17 protein-coding genes are annotated in these 18,744 nt (G+C 42.9%); 6 read left to right on the forward strand and 11 right to left on the reverse strand.

Features of this window, described 5'->3' with window-relative positions:
• Positions 1–74: 74 nt before the first annotated feature.
• The 3 genes from JMY00_RS11610 to groES all read right to left on the reverse strand — a co-directional run bounded on the left by JMY00_RS11610 (position 75) and on the right by groES (position 2,852).
• Positions 75–407 (reverse strand): hypothetical protein, encoded by a 333-nt coding sequence (locus JMY00_RS11610; protein WP_201580261.1) that lies wholly within the window; start codon positions 405–407, stop codon positions 75–77.
• Positions 408–788: 381 nt separating this feature from the next.
• Positions 789–2,438, reverse strand: coding sequence for a chaperonin GroEL (groL, locus tag JMY00_RS11615; RefSeq protein ID WP_201580262.1), 1,650 nt, complete (start codon positions 2,436–2,438; stop codon positions 789–791).
• Between the two features lie 123 nt (positions 2,439–2,561).
• Positions 2,562–2,852 (reverse strand): co-chaperone GroES, encoded by a 291-nt coding sequence (groES, locus tag JMY00_RS11620; protein ID WP_057758860.1) that lies wholly within the window; start codon positions 2,850–2,852, stop codon positions 2,562–2,564.
• Between the two features lie 478 nt (positions 2,853–3,330).
• On the opposite strand from groES, the gene JMY00_RS11625 reads away from it, so the two are divergent.
• Positions 3,331–4,110 (forward strand): DUF3108 domain-containing protein, encoded by a 780-nt coding sequence (locus tag JMY00_RS11625; RefSeq protein ID WP_201580263.1) that lies wholly within the window; start codon positions 3,331–3,333, stop codon positions 4,108–4,110.
• Positions 4,111–4,220: 110 nt separating this feature from the next.
• On the opposite strand, the gene JMY00_RS11630 is transcribed toward JMY00_RS11625, so the two are convergent.
• The gene (locus tag JMY00_RS11630) at positions 4,221–4,670 is read right to left on the reverse strand and encodes a hypothetical protein (RefSeq protein ID WP_201580264.1); all 450 of its coding nucleotides are present in this window, start codon (positions 4,668–4,670) and stop codon (positions 4,221–4,223) included.
• A 154-nt stretch (positions 4,671–4,824) separates the two neighbouring features.
• A complete protein-coding gene (wrbA, locus tag JMY00_RS11635; protein WP_201580265.1) occupies positions 4,825–5,442 on the reverse strand; it encodes an NAD(P)H:quinone oxidoreductase in 618 nt (205 codons plus the stop codon).
• A 256-nt stretch (positions 5,443–5,698) separates the two neighbouring features.
• Here wrbA and JMY00_RS11640 point away from each other — a divergent pair, with 256 nt between their 5' ends.
• The 3 genes from JMY00_RS11640 (at position 5,699) to JMY00_RS11650 (ending at position 10,320) form a co-directional block, all read left to right on the forward strand.
• Complete coding sequence (locus JMY00_RS11640; protein WP_201580266.1) at positions 5,699–7,282, forward strand: YihY family inner membrane protein; 1,584 nt, start codon at positions 5,699–5,701, stop codon at positions 7,280–7,282.
• On the forward strand, positions 7,275–8,891 hold the full coding sequence (locus JMY00_RS11645; protein ID WP_240990741.1) for a DUF2254 domain-containing protein: 1,617 nt from the start codon (positions 7,275–7,277) through the stop codon (positions 8,889–8,891). The genes JMY00_RS11640 and JMY00_RS11645 overlap by 8 nt, the downstream gene beginning before the upstream one ends.
• Before the next feature lie 154 nt (positions 8,892–9,045).
• A complete protein-coding gene (locus JMY00_RS11650) occupies positions 9,046–10,320 on the forward strand; it encodes a sodium:proton antiporter (RefSeq protein WP_201580267.1) in 1,275 nt (424 codons plus the stop codon).
• Between the two features lie 78 nt (positions 10,321–10,398).
• Here JMY00_RS11650 and JMY00_RS11655 read toward each other — a convergent pair whose 3' ends face one another.
• From JMY00_RS11655 to JMY00_RS11665, 3 genes are read right to left on the reverse strand one after another with little or no spacing between them, the layout of a single operon-like run.
• Positions 10,399–10,947, reverse strand: a complete 549-nt coding sequence (locus JMY00_RS11655; RefSeq protein ID WP_201580268.1) for a DUF2127 domain-containing protein — start codon at positions 10,945–10,947, stop codon at positions 10,399–10,401.
• Complete coding sequence (locus JMY00_RS11660; RefSeq protein WP_201580269.1) at positions 10,940–12,151, reverse strand: dihydroorotase; 1,212 nt, start codon at positions 12,149–12,151, stop codon at positions 10,940–10,942. The genes JMY00_RS11655 and JMY00_RS11660 overlap by 8 nt, the downstream gene beginning before the upstream one ends.
• Before the next feature lie 58 nt (positions 12,152–12,209).
• Positions 12,210–13,283, reverse strand: coding sequence for an aspartate carbamoyltransferase catalytic subunit (locus JMY00_RS11665; RefSeq protein ID WP_102093277.1), 1,074 nt, complete (start codon positions 13,281–13,283; stop codon positions 12,210–12,212).
• Between the two features lie 389 nt (positions 13,284–13,672).
• Between JMY00_RS11665 and JMY00_RS11670 the strand changes: the two genes are divergently transcribed.
• Positions 13,673–14,656, forward strand: a complete 984-nt coding sequence (locus JMY00_RS11670) for a class 1 fructose-bisphosphatase (RefSeq protein ID WP_201580270.1) — start codon at positions 13,673–13,675, stop codon at positions 14,654–14,656.
• A gap of 105 nt (positions 14,657–14,761) precedes the next feature.
• Positions 14,762–15,556: an RNA methyltransferase gene (locus JMY00_RS11675; protein ID WP_201580271.1), complete on the forward strand. Its 795-nt coding sequence runs from the start codon at positions 14,762–14,764 to the stop codon at positions 15,554–15,556.
• 206 nt (positions 15,557–15,762) lie between these two features.
• Here JMY00_RS11675 and JMY00_RS11680 read toward each other — a convergent pair whose 3' ends face one another.
• The 3 genes from JMY00_RS11680 to JMY00_RS11690 all read right to left on the reverse strand — a co-directional run bounded on the left by JMY00_RS11680 (position 15,763) and on the right by JMY00_RS11690 (position 18,616).
• Positions 15,763–16,695 (reverse strand): FAD-binding protein, encoded by a 933-nt coding sequence (locus JMY00_RS11680; protein ID WP_057758839.1) that lies wholly within the window; start codon positions 16,693–16,695, stop codon positions 15,763–15,765.
• Between the two features lie 152 nt (positions 16,696–16,847).
• Complete coding sequence (locus tag JMY00_RS11685) at positions 16,848–17,597, reverse strand: electron transfer flavoprotein subunit beta/FixA family protein (protein WP_057758837.1); 750 nt, start codon at positions 17,595–17,597, stop codon at positions 16,848–16,850.
• A gap of 449 nt (positions 17,598–18,046) precedes the next feature.
• Positions 18,047–18,616 (reverse strand): YetF domain-containing protein, encoded by a 570-nt coding sequence (locus JMY00_RS11690; RefSeq protein ID WP_179799542.1) that lies wholly within the window; start codon positions 18,614–18,616, stop codon positions 18,047–18,049.
• Between the last annotated feature and the right edge of the window lie 128 nt (positions 18,617–18,744).

Here is an 18,744-nt window from a genome sequence, read left to right on the forward strand (position 1 = left end):
CGCTATGATCTTAGAATGAAGCTATTCGCCGGTGTTGTTAATTTCGAGCTTAACCTATGACTTTTGCAAGAGGTCTAATGGATAGTAACTTTTATATTAATAGAAGCCGCTTCTGGTGGCTCATTGTCCAAAGCGCCGTCAACGATGTGAGCGATTTTCATTGCTTCTACTTCTTTAAGCTCAAAGCCGTTTGCTTTGGCACCTCTCATCACTTTTTCATAAATTTCTTTTTCGCTTGTGTAGCGCTCTTTATTCTTAAACGATAACTGCATAACTTTAGAATGAGTAACGCTAGACATCTCCATCGGCTTTTGCATTTTAAACCTATCTAAACTAGGATCAGCTGAACTACTAGCAGAAGCCAACACTAGGGTTGATGCTACCATCGCAATCGATAAAATCTTCATTTTGAATTCCTTTTGGATTAATTTATTCCTTCTAAGTTAAAACACTATTAGCGAATATATTCGCTATATCAACTATATCCTAATAAATTATTAATTGAAAATTTAAATTAATATTAGTAATACTAATATTATTAAGTAATGGGTAATTTTAATCAGTTATCCCTATTTTGATTTTCTGCACAATATTAATTATTACTTTAAATCAAACAAAAAAAAGCCCTGCTATCTTTCGATAACAGAGCTTTTAATAGTCAAATAGACTTTATGACAAAATCATACTTTTAGCGAAAAACGATTTACCGAGGAAGATAAGCAAAAATAGTACTTATTGTACATTGAGCGTATCTGACAAAGATAAATCGCTTTGCAGCAGAAGTAAAATTACATCATGCCGCCCATTCCACCCATACCGCCCATTCCACCAGCGCCGCCCATAGCAGCCATACCATCATCACCTTGTGGTAAATCAGTAATCATCGCTTCAGTGGTAAGCATTAAGCCAGCAACAGACGCCGCGTTCTCTAGTGCTGAACGAGATACTTTGGCTGGATCAAGGATACCCATCTCAAGCATATCGCCGTATTCGCCAGAAGCAGCATTATAACCGTAGTTACCAGTGCCATTTTTTACTGCGTTCACTACGACTGAAGCTTCTTCACCAGCGTTGGTGACGATTTGACGTAATGGCGCTTCCATTGCACGACGTAGAATGTTGATACCAGCGTCTTGGTCGTCGTTATCGCCTTTTAGCTCAGACAATGCATTCATTGCACGAACTAAGGCAACACCGCCGCCAGGTACAACGCCTTCTTCAACCGCTGCACGAGTCGCATGTAGCGCATCATCAACACGGTCTTTCTTCTCTTTCATTTCAGTTTCAGTTGCTGCACCGACTTTGATAACTGCTACGCCGCCTGCCAATTTCGCAACGCGCTCTTGTAGCTTTTCTTTGTCGTAATCAGAAGTAGACTCTGCGATTTGACGGTTGATAGACTCAACACGGTTTTCGATGTCAGCTTTGTTGCCAGCGCCATCAACGATAACAGTGTTCTCTTTACCAACAGTGACTTTTTTCGCAGTACCCAATTGCTCTAGAGTAGCAGTCTCTAGGCTTAGACCAATCTCTTCGGAGATTACAGTACCGCCAGTTAGCGTTGCGATATCTTCTAGCATTGCTTTACGACGATCGCCAAAACCTGGTGCTTTAACGGCACAAGTTTTCAAACCGCCACGCATGTTATTTACAACTAGGGTTGCCAACGCTTCGTTTTCTACGTCTTCAGCAATGATAAGCAATGGCTTGCTCTGCTGCATGACTTGCTCAAGTAATGGAACGATCTCACGGATGTTGCTGATTTTTTTGTCAACCAATAGGATATATGGGTTTTCAAATTCAGCAGTCAAGCTGTCTTGCTTGTTAGCAAAGTACGGGCTGATATAACCACGGTCAAACTGCATACCCTCAACAACTTCTAGGGTATCTTCGAAGCTTGAACCTTCTTCAACAGTGATAACACCTTGCTTACCCACTTTTTGCATCGCTTGCGAGATCAGCTCACCAATTTTGGTGTCTGAGTTAGCAGAGATAGAACCTACTTGCGCGATGGCTTTTTCGTCATCAGCTGGCGTTGATAGGTTATGGATTTCTTGCACAGCTGCGCGAACGGCTTTGTCGATACCGCGTTTCAAATCCATTGGGTTCATGCCAGCGGCGACTGACTTCATGCCTTCTTGCAGGATTGACTGAGCCAATACGGTCGCAGTCGTTGTACCATCACCAGCAACATCATTAGTACGGCTAGCAACTTCGCGAACAAGCTGAGCACCCATGTTTTCGAATTTGTTTTCTAGCTCGATTTCTTTGGCAACTGAAACACCATCTTTAGTGATGGTAGGTGCGCCAAATGATTTGTCGATAACAACGTTACGACCTTTAGGGCCTAGTGTTACACGTACTGCGTTTGCTAGAACGTTTACGCCGTCCATCATTTGTTTACGGGCATCAATGCCGAATTTTACGTCTTTTGCCATGTTAAATTACTCCACTATTATAAGTATGAGAATACAATTGATTGATTTGATAGTTGCTTATCAAAAGCGATTATCAGAAACTGCTATCAAAATGTGCTGAGTATAAAATAATACTCAAAAGGACTAGCCTTCTAGCACACCCAATACATCAGACTCTTTCATAATCAATAGTTCTTCACCGTCAACCTTTACGGTTTGACCAGCATATTGACCGAACAAAACTTTGTCGCCAGCTTTTACATCTAACGCACGAGTTTCACCGTTGTCACGAACTTGACCATTACCAACTGCAAGCACTTCACCTTGTGAAGGTTTCTCTTGTGCTGAACCAGGAAGCAAGATACCACCAGCAGTCTTTGTTTCTTCTTCTATACGGCGGACGACAATACGGTCATGTAAAGGACGAATGTTCATCGATATGACTCCAAAAATTAGTTGTTTGAATAAAGGGTTTATTTGAATTAATAGTCTCAATACCAGTATCTATAGGGAACACTGCCAAAAACAACGCTTTATAGATAAGCCTTGAGCTTGTAACAAAAAGTGGGGGCAAGGTGAGTTCGGTTCAAGTGTAAAGCCCAAAAATTTACAAGATTATTTTGCAAAAATTGATCAATCAACGTTTCATATAAATGAATGAGGCTTAGTAAAGCCGATATGCTATTCAAATAAGGAACAAGAAGTAGGAATATTTAGAAATATTAGCGAGCTGAATTTATATTTTGACCAATGCCAAATTAGCTATAGAAACATTTGCTACAAGCACTACACGAAGCGGTATGACATCACGCTTGAAAATGTAACAGCGTATGACCATTATAGGTCTGGTAAACATAATAAGAACGAACGAAAAAAGTTGCTATATCGGCAATAAATTAATGAAGGGGTATCTATGAGTTTTTCATCAATGTACAAAAAGTCATCAAGCGACAATGTTGATAATGCTAATAACGCAAAACGCAGTCCATCTAAATTTTTATCTGCCTTAGTGACAGGCATCAGTATCTCTACCGTTGGAGCTTTGAGTATGACCGCACCTACCCTTGCTAGCGCAAAAACTATTCAACCATCAACGGCCAGTTATAGCTTTACCGTTGAGGACAAATACAAAGGCACAGCAACTCGTACGTTAAGTAAATCTGGTAATACTTGGAAATACAACGTTAAGGCGCGCGTCGCTGGTGTGGCTAGGGCCTCACAAAATAGCACCTTTACAATTAACGGTAACAATGTCAGCCCCACGCAAGCGAGCACCACTTACAAATTACTTGGCATGGGTCGCACGCACAAACTAGATTTCAACCCAAGCAGCAAAAAAGTCACCAGTAACTATAAAGGCAAGTCGACGACTATGAATATGTCGCAGCAAGCCTTTGATGATTTAAGTCTTGAGGTACAGATTCGTCAGGACTTATTAAACGGTAAATTCTCTGGTAACTACTACATGGCGAAAAAAGACAAAATTGAGAAGACGCCATTTAAAAAATCAGGCAGCACTAAGATTACCGTACCAGCGGGTACCTTTGATACGGTACGTGTTGACCGTGTCCACGATGACGACAGCCGCTCTACCAGCTTTTGGTTAGCTCCAAGCTTAGACTATATGCCAGTTAAAGTTAGCCAAATTAACGATGGTAAGAAAATGGATTTAGAATTGACTAAGATTAACTAATCTACTTATTTTTAACGTTATAAACAAAAAAGCGGCGCTCTAGATGGAGTGCCGCTTTTTTATGGTTTTAGATTGATAGGTATAATTTATTAGGCTTCAGGTAATTTCAATTATTGACGAGGTTTCTTCACAACGTTGTTCATCGAAGGCAAACGTTTGAGCAGAATAAATAGCCAAACATTAATGGCAAGCAATAGTAAGAAATCCGCTAAGTACACAGCGATTTCTGCCCAGCTACTGCCATATATACGAGTAAACAGCACCACGCCACTCGCACCCAAATATACCAAGGTAAACATACTACTTATCAACAATGCATAAGGTGAACGACCACGCAATATCCATGGCGTCAGAATCAACGCGGGCACTAGCCATAATGCCTGCCAAGCAATACCGCCAACGATATCAGGGCTACTAGGATTAAAGATACTAATAAAGATAGGCAATCCGAGCAGTCTATAAACGAGCCAAATTAACCACGTAACCTTCAAGCGCTGTGAAATAGGTGCGATAGGCTTAACCGTTTTAAGAGGCTTTGTATTAGGGCGGATTGTGGCCATTAGATATTTTGATTTCCTAAATGAATAATATACTGCTGAAGATGAATAAGTAGCTCTTTGTTATAACCACTTGCTTATAATCAGGTGGTTATAAACATTCAGTCATAGACTTTGAGACTCAGACGATTCTAGACAGCAGGTTTATAAAAGTTGCTTATCGGCCCCAATCAGCCTTTGCTAATGCAGCTGCAGTAATCGCTAAACGGCGACCCTGCGCAATACCCAAATCTCGCTCGTCAGTAGATATAGGCTGATCATGTGATGCACCGCTGACATGACTGGCACCATAAGGCGTGCCGCCGCGATGAGTACGGTTCAATGCTGGCTCTGCATAGGGCACACCTACGATGACCATACCGTGATGCATCAGCGGCAACATCATCGTCAACAATGTCGTTTCTTGGCCACCATGCATAGAGCCTGTCGCCGTAAACACCGATGCAGGCTTGTTTTGTAGGTTCCCTGCCAGCCATAGGGTCACGGTATTATCCCAAAAATACTTCATGGGTGCAGCCATATTACCAAAGTGCGTTGGGCTACCAAGCGCTAGACCGCTACAGTCCTTGAGATCGTCCATCGTACAGTACAAATCACCCTCATCAGGTATCGCAGGCTTACTTGACGTGGTTTCAGGTGCCACTGTCGGTACCGTACGGATACGCGCAGTCATGCCAGCATCTTCAATACCTTGAGCGATAGCATATGCTAATGTCTTAGTCGTACCGTAATTAGAATAATAAAGCACCAAAACATAAGGGTCGGTCTGACTCATTAGCAAAGCTTCCTTATAAAATCGTTAGTCGTACTGGCCACCAAAAATGCGGCGAAATATATGACTAACTGGCATTGTAGAATATGTGCACATTATGCCCGAGTCATTCACTGTCATGCAAATACCCATGATTGATAACCTAACTTATATTGTATCTGATGTGCTACGCGGTGCATTTTGACACAATTAAACCGCAGATGATAACCGTTCATCTTTGTTACACTATTGTCACTCTTACTTTTGCTTAATGGTCGACATGGAAAAATTCTCACAAAAACTGCCATTTCTACAACAACGCTGGTTTCAATTCTTGCGATTTTTGGTTCGACATTTTTTTGAAGACAACTGTCAGCAAAAAGCAGCATCGCTAACCTACACGACTATGCTGTCGATCGTGCCTGTATTAACGGTATTACTGATGATTTTATCATCTGTACCGGCACTGGCATCCGTCAGAGCGCAGATATACGAGGTCATTTATAGCAACTTATTGCCGCAATCGAGCATGCAAGTCAGTGAGTATATCAATGACTTCGCCGAAAAATCCTCCAATCTAACCATCATCGGTGCGATGGTGCTATTTTTTACCACCATCATGACCTTGACCACCATTGAGCGTGCCTTTAATCAAATCTGGCGAGTAGAAGATCGCTCTGGTGGCATCAAAAGCATGCTGCGTTATTGGACTATCGTTACTTTGGGACCATTGGTATTGGGCACCGCTTTTATCGCTTCAAGTACTGTACAGAGTCTGAGTTTTCTTAATCGTCAAATTGCTGGCTACGGTATCGACTGGAGCTTTTGGGTACAAATGGCATCGATTGGTATTACGATGGCGGGTTTTATCGGTATGTACTGGTTTATTCCAAAGGCGCGCGTACCAGCAAAAAATGCAGCCATCGCTGGCGTGTTCGTGGCCATTGTCTTTGAATTAATGAAGCATCTGTTTGGTACAGTGATGGCTAACTTTACTAGCTATGAAGCGATTTACGGCGCTTTTGCTGCCTTGCCTATTTTTCTACTATGGATTTATCTGTCGTGGAATTTGATTTTATTAGGCGTTGAAATCAGCTATACCTTGACGATTTTTGAGACAGAAGAAGTCTACCCTCGTCACCCGTTACTCAGCTTGTTAGACATGTTGAATTTGGTTTATACCCACCACTTAAAAGGTGAAGCTGTTAGCGAGCAAGCACTGCGTAATGTCTTAGGTCGCAAAGAGCTGCCAAAATGGTATACCTATATCAACTACCTACAAGACAGCAATCTGATTACCATGACAGATGATGACGACTATGTACTCAAAAAAGACCTGAGTAGGATGACGTTATGGGACTTTTATCGTACCTTGCCCTACCCACTTCCTATCAAGGATGAGTTGGATGAGATGAAATTGGAAGGTCAAAAACCTTGGCTAAGTTTACTGGTAAAACGCTTTGAAAATACTGAGGCGTACGCCAAACAGCAACTGCATCTGCCGCTAAATGCTATCTTTGCCAATAGCGAACCGCGTAAACAATCTACTAGTAAGCATGGCGATGACCGTAAGCTATTTAGAAAAACCTCTACCGCCACTGAAAATGTACAACGACATGATAATCTAGATAGACATAATGAGAATATTTATAACGGTAATGATTCAAATATTGAAGCCTCACCGCACCTAGAGCCTATGGCTTATGATAAAGACAGTGATATTGAGTATGACGATCACGACAATGAAGCCATCATACCTCTAGGGACTAGTGAGAGTCATGCTGAGACAAATATGAGCAGACGTACGCACAAAAACGCTATTATTACAGAAGCAGATAACCCTAAGGCTCATCACAGTGAATAAAAATGATGGAGACAGTGTCTGGACACGTACGATCAATGCAGGTCAAAACAGGCTTAAGCAGTTCACTAAGTTGTGGTCAATACAAACGCTGACCGACTTGCCTGATCGCTTAAATAACTTGTGGCAATGGCTGATTGGCTCTTATTGGTTTATTCCAACCGCTTGTGTCATCGTCGGTATTTTGCTTGCTCCTTTACTAGTCGCGATTGATCAGCATTTTGATCGTGAAACCGTAAAAGAGATCTCCTTTGCTTTTACTGGTGATGACGAGGCGGCGCGCGCGATTATGACCGCCATCGCTGGTGCGGTACTGGGCGTGGCGGGTACGACATTTTCGATTACAATCGCCGTCCTGTCGATGGCATCCTCACAGTTTGGTCCAAGACTACTACGTAACTTTTTGACTGACACTCCAAATCAGTTTGTCCTTGGCGCTTTTATCGGTACATTTAGCTATAGCTTACTGGTATTGAAGTCTATCCATAAGTCTGACGTAGCTTTTGGTGTGCCGCAATTGGCAGTAACTTTTGCTATTATCATGGCGATTATCTGTGCGCTGCTTTTAGTTTATTTTGTACAGCATATGGTACATGCTATTCAAGCGTCACACGTCATTCAAAATGCTAGCAACGATGCGATTGCAAACATTTACTATTGGTATAATGATCGATGTGATATTCAACATCAACGCGATGCTGAGCACCATGATATCGAGCAGTTCCAAAACTGGCCTGCTATGCCGATTTATTCACCAAATTCAGGTTATTTACAGCAGATTTATCTTGAGTCATTGATTGCGCTGTCACAGGATTATGGTGGCGTGGTACAGATGCATGTCAACCTCGGTAATTACGTCACTGACAAAAACGTCATTGGCTACTTTTATCAGCGACCTGAATCTCATCCAAATAACCAACAGAAGACAGCAACCCCGCATCTGGCAGTGATACCGCGAGCGCCTGATGGACTGTTTTGGCAACGTCTTGCAAATTGCCTGCGACTTGAGCAACGATTGGCGCACTCTAACGACATTGCATATAGCTTAGGTCAAATGACGGAAATTGCTGTACGCGCACTATCCCCTGGTATCAATGATCCAAAAACTGCGGTCAATTGCGTCCAGTCTCTAACCAGCTGTCTGAGTATTATGATGCGTCGTCAGCCACCAAGCCCTTATCATTTTCACATACCGCAGTCAGACACTAACGATAGCTCTGAAAATACTATCAAACAGAAGCGACTGGCCATATTGGCGCTAGTGACTCATATCCCCAAAATTTCTGACTTTATCAATGTATCACTTGGTGAGATACGTCGTTATGCAGCTGCTGACCTAATGGTCTTAAAAGCACTATGTCAGGCAATGGTCAATCTGAACTATGCACGGGTAAACAGCGCGCAGCAGCAAACGCTATTACATGAATTGCATCTGATTCAGCGCGCCGGAGAAGAGAATTTAAATTATCAAGAGTTGGTCGATGATTTGGTCGCTATGTGCGAACAAGCAAAGCAATTTATCCTTGATAATGATGCGCAGCACAAGCATTTTAATTACGTGAGTAATTTTGAAGCCGATATTCGTCAAGCGTTACAGACACAGTCTAGTTAATGACATGAGCAATTAACTGTTTAAATATATGGCAATACCAGCCTTTATAAATACATCACTTATAAACACAACCCCTATAGCTAGCAACACTTATAACGTCCCTATAAGCCCTGTGCTTTAGATACTTTTTATATTTATACGAGACCTACTTTTTATGGCATCTGCAACCAGCCTCACCATTCTAGAAATTAGCGCCATATTTTTGTCGATTACCGCTTCGTTAACTTATATTAATCACCGTTTTATTGGTTTGCCGACCACTATCGGTGTCATGGTCATCTCTATCTTACTGTCAATCGGTGCGATATTTTTGGGCTTCTTAGGGTTTGATCAACTGATTGATTACGAAGTCAGTTTATTGGAGCAACTTGATTTTACCGAAGTGCTCTTAGACGGCATGCTGTCGATGTTGCTATTCGCAGGTGCATTACACGTCAATATTGGTGACTTAAGACGCTACAAGCTACCTATTGGTATCCTTGCCGGACTTGGTACGATCATATCGGCGATGCTCATTGCGACCGCGATTTACTTTATGCTGCCGCTATTCGGTTTCGGCTTACCGTTTCTCTGGTGCCTGTTATTTGGTGCGCTTATCTCCCCTACCGATCCTATTGCTGTCATGGGCATTCTCTCATCAGCAGGCGCTCCAAAAAGTATCGAGACCGTCATCGCTGGCGAGTCATTGTTCAATGATGGTATCGGCGTGGTCATCTTCGTTTTATTACTAGGGATTTTATCTAGCGGTGATATTCCTACTGCCAACTATGTCGCACATACATTAGCGGTTGAAGCTGGTGGCGGCGTTGTATTCGGACTGGTACTTGGTGCGATTTTGTATTACTTACTCAAAAGTATTGATAGCTATCAAGAAGAAGTGCTATTAACATTAGCAGGTGTCATCGGTGGCTACGCGCTGGCCAGTCATTGGCACTTATCAGGGCCACTCGCCATGGTCATGATGGGTCTGATGGTCGGTAATCGAGGTCGCGAGCTAGCCATGAGTGATAAGACACGGCACTATATTGATTTGTTCTGGGAATTGATTGATGAGATTTTAAACGCCATTTTGTTTGTGCTCATCGGTCTAGAAGTGGTCATGATTGCTTATTCAGGCAATTTATTTATTGCGAGCGGTTTGACGATTTTGATTGCGCTCGTTGCCAGATTTATCGTGGTAGGCATGACGACCAAGACCTTTCATCGTCAGCTTGATCTGCCTACGGGCGCATGGAAAGTTTTGACTTGGGGCGGTTTACGTGGTGGTATCTCAGTCGCGCTAGTATTACAGTTACCGATCGGGGCTGAACGAGAGATTCTATTGGCACTCACTTATGCGGTGGTGATTTTCTCCATCTTGGTACAAGGTCTAAGCGTCGGTAAAGTCGCCAAGAGCATTCGTACGGATGAAAAACCAGTAGACGTATAAGCTAAAAATATAGCAGGCACAAAAAATCCAGCATCAGATACTTGTCTTATGCTGGATTTTTTGACTTAAATTTAAACGTTATATCAAGCCCTTTCGTTTCATATTGCGATAAACCACAATAATAATGAGCAGATTAGAAACCAATATTCCAAGCTTAAACCAGTCAAATGGGCTAACGATCAGATAGTAGATTTCTATAGGAATAAATACCCCATAGCCTAACACCCCGAACCAATATGCCCATGTTTTGTCATGCCATAAGCCATAGGCTTCTAGGAAGCGCAAACTGGCGTAAGCAAATATCAATAATAAAAACATCGGCCAGTTTTTACTTGCCTGCTGAGCAATACGTACGGCACTATCGATTTGCGGGGCAAGCATATGGCCGAAGCTGCGCTGCCAAGTAACGGTTGCCGTCGTCAGCCAATGCTCAAGATTGGTATGCCACCACCATAATGCCCCTGCTCCTAGTAACGCACCAACACCTTTCACTACCTCATAAATGGCCACTGCTTTGATAGACTCACTCGCCGTACTGCGCGATTTTTCTTGCTGACCATTCATGGTAACCCCTTTATCCTTCGAGGATGGCGGCAGACGGTCATCCTGTTGGGGCAAATTAGCCAAAGAATGTCTCCACAACACGTCCTTGCAACTGCTGATTGAAAAACGGCGTGTTCTTACCACTCGATAGCATCGATTGCGCGGTTACTTGCCACTCAAGGTTAGGATCGACCAATACTGCACCGCCGATAGCTTCATACTGCTCACTAATACCTGCGATTTTTGCAGGATTTAGGCAGATTTTGTCTACCAGTTGCGAGAGTGTTAATACCTCGTCATTTACCAGCTGACAAGCTAGCGCCATAAACGTATCAAAGTTTGAGATACCTGGCGTACTTTCAGCAAATGGTGCTTTTTTGGCGGTACTATTCAGTGGCTCGTGATGACTACAGATAGCATCGATAGTGCCATCCTTTAATCCACGGCGGATTGCCTGCTGATCCGTATTACTACGTAGCGGTGGCAACACGTACGCCTGAGCATTAAAGCCTTCAAGATTGTCATCAGTTAGATAAAGCTGATGCATCGCAACATCGCACGTAACAGGCAGACCTTTGTCTTTTGCCCAGCGCATGAGCTCGATGGAAGACTTACATGACAACTGGCTAAAATGAGCAGCGATTCCAGTCTCTTCAACCATCAATAGCTGCGTAGACAGTGCAACCGTTTCTGCAATCCAAGGAATCCCTTGTAGACCATGATAAGAAGCAATATAGCCCTCATGTGCCACGCCATCTCCAGACAGACTTGGCTCGTCAGGATAAAAGAATACTTTCATACCAAAAGTCGCCGCGTATTCTAGTGTACGTAGCAATACTAAGTCATTACGAAAAGGTCTACGCGCATTAGATACCGCAATACAGCCGCCCTTTTTAAGCCCTGCGATATTAGATGGTCGTTCGCCCTCTAACCCTGTGGTCAATGCACCCAAAATATGCAAGTAAATCCCGCCATCACTCAAGGCACGCTCACGTAAACCTTTTAAGAGTGAGCCATTTTCTAAAATAGGATTGGTATCAGGTGGCGTCACCACATGCAAAAATCCATTACCATGAGCAGCGCTGCCTTCTGATTTTAGCGTACCGTGTTGCTGCTGGCCTGGCTCACGCAAACGCGCGCATAGATCTACTAGTGGTGGCAATAACCACATCTCACGGTCAGAATCGAGTGTAGATAGTTTTTCTGTTGCAGTTTGCGGCAATGCATCTTTAAATACTTTTGGTAAATGGTCAAGAATGGGTGCATCCGTATTAAGCATGGTAGACATAACGTTATTACCGTATCAATAAAATTAAATAAATGAGAATAAGTCGCTCGGCAGCCTATTATTTGCCAGCCGCTTGATGAGCGCGTTGACCTTCCATCGCAAGTGATAAGACTGCCATGCGAATGGCAATGCCGTTATTTACCTGCTTTAAGATAACGGATTGCGCGCCATCAGCCACACTAGAGGCAATCTCAACACCGCGGTTCATCGGCCCCGGATGCATCACTAGTGCATCAGGTTTAGCGAGAGCTACTCGCTCTGGCGTGATTCCATAATGCTTATAGTATTCACTTGAGGAGGCCAATAGCGGCGAACCGATACGCTCATTTTGTATTCTTAATCCCATGATCACATCACAGTCGGTGACACACTCGTCCATGTTTTCATATACTTGCACGCCAAAACGCTCAATACCTTTGGGTAGTAGAGTACGCGGCGCACAAACACGGATGTCTGTCACACCTAGTGTTTGCAATGCACTGATATCAGAGCGTGCCACGCGTGAGTGCTTAATATCACCAACGATTGCGATAGACAGCTCTTCAAACGGGCGCGGAGCTTCACGGTGAATGGTCAACATGTCGAGCATTCCTTGAGTGGGATGCGCATGCCAGCCATCACCGCCATTGATAATAGCGATATCAGGCGTCACTTCTGTCGCCATAAAATGCGCGGCACCTGATGCTGAATGTCGAACTACAAAGATATCCGCAGTCATTGCCTGTAGATTCCACAACGTATCGCGCAGACTCTCGCCTTTTTTGGTACTAGAACGTTCGATATCGATATTGAGTACATTGGCACCCAAACGTTTTTCTGCCACCTCAAATGTCGTCCGGGTACGAGTCGATGGTTCAAAGAACAAATTCATGACCGTATAGCCGTCTAACTCAGGACGATTAATTAACTGTCCGTTTTCATCAAAGAAAGTCTCTGCTTTTGCGATAATAGCTTTGAGCTGTGCTTTGTTAAGACCTTCAACACCTAAGAAATGCCTAATACTGCCATCGGTGTTGAGCTGCGGACGACTCAATGAGGTATTGAGCCTTTGATGAATCGTACTGGGATCAAATTTTGCATAATCAGTCGGTGAGACTGGTTGTGTAGCGCTACTATCGATAGGATTTGACATAATGGCGAGTCTTTATTGTGGGTTTATATGAGTCTATAGTAATCACTTATTCATCTTTGTTCGATCATTTATCACTGATAGGCATAGATACAAAGGACATTTTGACGCTTATTTGCTACAATTTACCGTAATCAAATTCGACCGAAAAATAGCCTCAGCAGACAATCAGAAAGCGTGAGTAGACATGCTGTATTCTCATAGAGAATAATTCTGACAAAACTATAAATGAATAACAATAGATATAGTGTAGCCGATTTTGTGGTCGGGACAAAGATGCCGTATTAGCTATTTAAGAATTTACCTATTTCAGGTGTGCGAAACGCCACCCATTTCTTTACTTTGACACCTATCCGTTCTTTTACTTTCCATACCATTTATTAGGAAGCCTTATGACGACCTTAGCAGACTATCTAAACCAACATGCCACTAGCCCTGCACTTAACGACGTGATTACCACTGTCACTGATGTCGGTAAGACGATTTCACAGTTGCTCAGAAAAGGCGCTTTAGCAGACATTTTGGGCGAAGCGGGTAATCAAAACGTCCAAGGCGAAGATCAGAAAAAACTAGACGTACTGGCCAATGACTTATTGCTAGATGCATTGGCAAAAAACACGCACTGTGCAGGCGTTGCTTCAGAAGAGCTCGATGATGCCACCCCTGCTAATGATGACGGTAGTTTATTGGTTTTATTTGACCCACTAGATGGCTCATCAAATATCGATATCAATATGGCAGTAGGTACGATTTTTTCTGTTTTACCGTATGAGCGTCAAGGTCAAACCAGTGAAAACAGCGACTATTTGCAAGCAGGTAACAAACAGCTAGCCGCCGGTTATCTGCTATATGGTACGTCTACCGTACTGGCGCTGACTATCGCAGACAAGGTCGTGATGTTTAGCCTAGACCCAGAGACGTCTGACTATGTGCTGATAGAAGACAACGTCCAAATCGATACCGATACGAGCGAGTATGCTATCAATAGCTCAAACTATCGCTACTGGCGCGCCCCGATGCAACAGTACATCGACGAGCTCATCGCTGGTGAAGCAGGCGTACGTGGACGCGATTTTAATACGCGTTGGGTAGCCGCCATGGTCGGTGACGTCCATCGCATCTTATGCCGCGGTGGTCTGTTCACTTATCCGTTTGATACCAAATATGCTCATAAAGCGGGCAAACTGCGTTTGATGTATGAAGCCAACCCAATGAGCCTATTGATTGAACGTGCCAGTGGTGCTGCGACAGACGCGGTCAATCGTATCCTAGATATCGAACCGACTGATATTCATCAACGTGTCCCTGTGGTACTCGGCAGCAAAAACGAAGTTAATTACGTGAAAGACTTACACGTCAATTATTCTGAAAAATAATTGATTTGCACGCCTGTTAAGAACAACCAGTAGAATGCTAAATCAATAATAGGCATTGTGCTGGTTATCTAAACAACTCCTTTACTCTTCTCTAAGCGGTCCACTATGGTATTAAATCCCACCGAGCTGATTACCTCAGATAAGAACACAACAGTGAAGCTTGTGAAAGCACTGTTGTCCCAAGCACGCCAGCGTAAGAAGAACGGTCAAACAGTCATAGAAGGCGTCCATTTGATAGATGCTGCGCTGCGTAGTGACTATCCTTTCACCCAGATATTACTGTCCGAATCAGCGCGAAGCCATCCTGAAGTTCAACAGGTACTCACTCGTCTGCCCACTTATACACCTATTCTTGTTTTGTCAGACTCGCTCTATGAGAGCATACGTAGCTTGGGTACTGGCATTGATATCATGGCAATTATCAAGGTGCCAACGCCTAGCTTGCCAATGATCGATGAGGATTGCTTGATCTTAAATGATGTACAAGATAGCGGAAATGTCGGTACGCTATTACGCACAGCGGCTGCCATTGGTATTCGCAATATCCTATGTACCAGTGCGACAGCTCAAGCTTGGTCGCCTAAGACGCTACGAGCAGGTATGGGTGCACAGTTTGCCCTAACTATTTTTGAGGGCTTGAGTACGCAAGGTATCCTAGATCATGTACAAGTGCCTTTACTAGCAACCAGCTCACATACAGATACTATTATTTACAACCACGACTTATCAGCACCTGTGGCTTGGATTATGGGTCATGAAGGTCAAGGTGTTAGTGACGAGCTAATGCAATGTGCGACGCCTATAGCACTACCGCAGCCAAACGGGCAAGAGAGCTTAAACGTAGCCATTGCTGGTTCTCTTTGTCTTTATGAGACCTTGCGTCAAAGACAATACTCTTAGCCTCCATTTATAACTGCGATCAAAACAATACCTATCAAGCATAAAAAAACCCACTATCATTTAATAGTGGGTTTTTTATTATCTGTCTATTACTGATATGGTCAAAGAAGTCTAGAACGAATACAAGGCAGCCGACTGCAGATTGTACAAGTAGTACATCTAAGGAGGGTAACGCCGTAACCGTTTAGTAGTTCTGTGACTATATATTAAACCTTGCTGGTTAGCTCAGGCAATGCTTCGAACAAATCAGCTTCTAAGAAGTAGTCAGCAACGCTAGCGATAGGGGCTTCTGGGTCATTGTTGATAGCAACGATAACTTTAGAGTCTTTCATACCAGCCAAATGCTGAATCGCGCCTGAGATACCAGCAGCGATATATAGCTGCGGTGCAACGATTTTACCTGTTTGACCAACCTGCATATCGTTTGGTACATAGCCTGCATCAACAGCGGCACGTGATGCACCAACAGCAGCACCTAGCTTGTCTGCTAGTGGCTCGATATATTTAGTGAAGTTTTCACCGTTCGCTAATGCACGACCACCAGAAACTACGATACCAGCTGACGTTAACTCTGGACGGTCAGACTTAGCCATCTCTTCGTTCACAAAGCTTGCTTTGCCAGTTTCTTGTACGTTGTCGATAGTTTCAACAGTCGCTGAGCCACCTTCGCTTGCTACTGGGTCAAATGCAGTGGTACGTACAGTTAGTACGACTTTATCTTCTGTCGTTTTTACTGTCGCCGTTGCATTACCTGCGTAGATAGGACGCTCAAACGTTTGCGCATCTACTACACCTGAGATTTCAGACAACATGCTGACGTCAAGTAATGCAGCAACGCGTGGCATAAAGTTTTTGCCAGTCGTGGTCGCAGCCGCTAGGATATGGCTGTAATCACCAGCGATATCAGCAACCAATAGTGCCACGTTACCTGCCAATTGATGCTCATAAGCAGCGTTGTCAGCCAATAGTACTTTAGTCACGCCTTCTGCTTTTGCCGCTTCATCAGCAACAGCTTGGCTACCACTACCAGCAACCAATACATGGATATCATCACCCATTTGTTTAGCAGCAGCGATCGTGTTTAAAGTTGCCTTTTTTAGACTGGCATTGTCATGTTCTGCATATACCAAAATTGCCATGGTTTTAGTCCTTTATATATTCGTATTATCTATTCATGCGGTTGTTTGTGTACAAAGCTATTTGAGAAACTATCATTTAATCTAAGATAAAGCAGTCAAATTCACAGCCTTGTACAGGATATGCCGTAGCGAAGTATCCAATCATTAAAACATTAAATGACTTTTGCTTCGTTTCTTAGCTTATCGACCAACTCATCAACTGACCCTACTGTAATACCAGCTTTACGGTCAGCAGGTGGCACGACTTTAATAATCTCTTGCTTAGATGTCATATCAACACCGAAATCTGCTGGCGTTTTCTCATCAAGTGGCTTTTTCTTCGCTTTCATGATGTTAGGCAATTTAGCATAACGTGGCTCATTCAAACGTAGATCAGTCGTGATGACTGCTGGCAAATCAAGAGCAACAGTTTGTAGGCCACCATCGATTTCACGTGTTACGTTTACTTTGTCGCCTTCAACCTTCACTTCTGATGCAAACGTACCCTGACCGATACCCATCAATGCCGCTAGCATCTGGCCCGTTTGGTTGTTGTCATCATCAATCGCTTGCTTACCTAATAAGATGATATCAGTGCTTTCAGCTTCAGCGATGCTTTTTAGAATCTTAGCAACTTGTAAAGGATATGGCTTTTCGTCACTTACGACTAACACACCACGGTCAGCACCTAGTGCTAGGGCTGCTCGAATCTGCTCTTGTGACTCTTTTGGACCGATTGAAGCAACAATGATCTCATCAATGACGCCAGCTTCTTTTAGACGAACCGCTTCTTCTACTGCGATTTCATCAAAAGGGTTAATTGACATTTTAGTGTTTGATAAGTCAACGCCAGAGTTGTCGGCTTTTACACGAACTTTTACGTTATAATCAATGACACGCTTGACCGCTACTAATGCTTTCATACGTTCCTCGTTTATTAATGTTATGAGTTAAAAATTGTCAGTTAAGAACCAAAGGTTCGTTGTGGTTCAAATTGTCGTTCAAAATACTGCTCAAGGTTATTACTACATCAACAGAATATAGTTAACTAAGAAAGATAAGCCAATATCTAAGAGCATATTAGCATTGTATCTCTTACTAATGAAATCTGCTAAAGCTAAGCCAACCGTTATTATCAGACCTATGTATCTTGCGTCAGCAGGCAGATAAGGTCAAGACACTGCCGTGAATAATGCGTCATAAATTTGTCAACACTCTATAATAAATAGTCTATAAGCGCATCATTTCACGATTTTCATTGTTCACTAGCTTGAAATGCTCGTACCTTTATAGCATTCTAAGCCTCAGCTTTACTTAATATTTTGTTATTATTTATCTCTTCAAAGTTAACGGATGAGAATAGTTAGGCAAGCTAGACCTGCGACTTACTATTCTTACTAGCACCAAGCAATAATTCACTATCTCGTATATCGTCAAATAAAGACCAGTCAGGTTCAACATCGTTACTTTTGATGACACTCATATCACCTGTCGTCTCCATAATTACTGCGAACACTTCTGTTTTCGCTTTGATACCATTTTTACGTAGCACTTCCTGCACATCGCTGGTACTAAGATTGGCTTCTTTTAAGTTGTCTTCTAGATACTCACCATGAGCCATTAGGATAATAGCTTGATTGTCTATCAGTGCTTTTAGCGGTTTTATTTTGCGCCTGATAACTGAAATAACGCCCTGAATTAAGAATAATACCGCAACAGCAAACAATCCTTGAAATAGAGAGGGCTTATCTGACAATACCGTCGACGCCAATATACTACCAATACCAACCGTCATCGCAAAATCATGGCTTGATAACTTAGAAAAACTGCGTAAACCCATCAATCGAGTAAACAACATCAGCCCTACATAAAAGCCTACAGCAGATAAAGAAATCCCGAGCACCTGTTGCCAGTCAATTGAAAGCCAGTTTTCCCACTTCATAGTACAACCTTATCTATTACATCTTTATTAAATTATTGTTCGTTATTACCTGATGATGTTAACCGTCAAAATCAATAGCACTTTACATTAGCAACACTTTGCCATACCAAAAAAGTCCCATAAAAAAA

Origin of the sequence: Psychrobacter sp. Pi2-52 (assembly GCF_904846705.1) — a bacterium.
Classification (GTDB): domain Bacteria; phylum Pseudomonadota; class Gammaproteobacteria; order Pseudomonadales; family Moraxellaceae; genus Psychrobacter.

What these genes read in the sequence shown, in the direction of transcription:
- JMY00_RS11610 (WP_201580261.1), bottom strand. Translation starts at nt 407, where the DNA reads ATGAAGATTTTATCGATTGCGATGGTAGCATCAACCCTAGTGTTGGCT.
- groL (WP_201580262.1), bottom strand. Translation starts at nt 2,438, where the DNA reads ATGGCAAAAGACGTAAAATTCGGCATTGATGCCCGTAAACAAATGATG.
- groES (WP_057758860.1), bottom strand. Translation starts at nt 2,852, where the DNA reads ATGAACATTCGTCCTTTACATGACCGTATTGTCGTCCGCCGTATAGAA.
- JMY00_RS11625 (WP_201580263.1), top strand. Translation starts at nt 3,331, where the DNA reads ATGAGTTTTTCATCAATGTACAAAAAGTCATCAAGCGACAATGTTGAT.
- JMY00_RS11630 (WP_201580264.1), bottom strand. Translation starts at nt 4,670, where the DNA reads ATGGCCACAATCCGCCCTAATACAAAGCCTCTTAAAACGGTTAAGCCT.
- wrbA (WP_201580265.1), bottom strand. Translation starts at nt 5,442, where the DNA reads ATGAGTCAGACCGACCCTTATGTTTTGGTGCTTTATTATTCTAATTAC.
- JMY00_RS11640 (WP_201580266.1), top strand. Translation starts at nt 5,699, where the DNA reads ATGGAAAAATTCTCACAAAAACTGCCATTTCTACAACAACGCTGGTTT.
- JMY00_RS11650 (WP_201580267.1), top strand. Translation starts at nt 9,046, where the DNA reads ATGGCATCTGCAACCAGCCTCACCATTCTAGAAATTAGCGCCATATTT.
- JMY00_RS11660 (WP_201580269.1), bottom strand. Translation starts at nt 12,151, where the DNA reads ATGTCTACCATGCTTAATACGGATGCACCCATTCTTGACCATTTACCA.
- JMY00_RS11665 (WP_102093277.1), bottom strand. Translation starts at nt 13,283, where the DNA reads ATGTCAAATCCTATCGATAGTAGCGCTACACAACCAGTCTCACCGACT.
- JMY00_RS11670 (WP_201580270.1), top strand. Translation starts at nt 13,673, where the DNA reads ATGACGACCTTAGCAGACTATCTAAACCAACATGCCACTAGCCCTGCA.
- JMY00_RS11675 (WP_201580271.1), top strand. Translation starts at nt 14,762, where the DNA reads ATGGTATTAAATCCCACCGAGCTGATTACCTCAGATAAGAACACAACA.
- JMY00_RS11680 (WP_057758839.1), bottom strand. Translation starts at nt 16,695, where the DNA reads ATGGCAATTTTGGTATATGCAGAACATGACAATGCCAGTCTAAAAAAG.
- JMY00_RS11685 (WP_057758837.1), bottom strand. Translation starts at nt 17,597, where the DNA reads ATGAAAGCATTAGTAGCGGTCAAGCGTGTCATTGATTATAACGTAAAA.
- JMY00_RS11690 (WP_179799542.1), bottom strand. Translation starts at nt 18,616, where the DNA reads ATGAAGTGGGAAAACTGGCTTTCAATTGACTGGCAACAGGTGCTCGGG.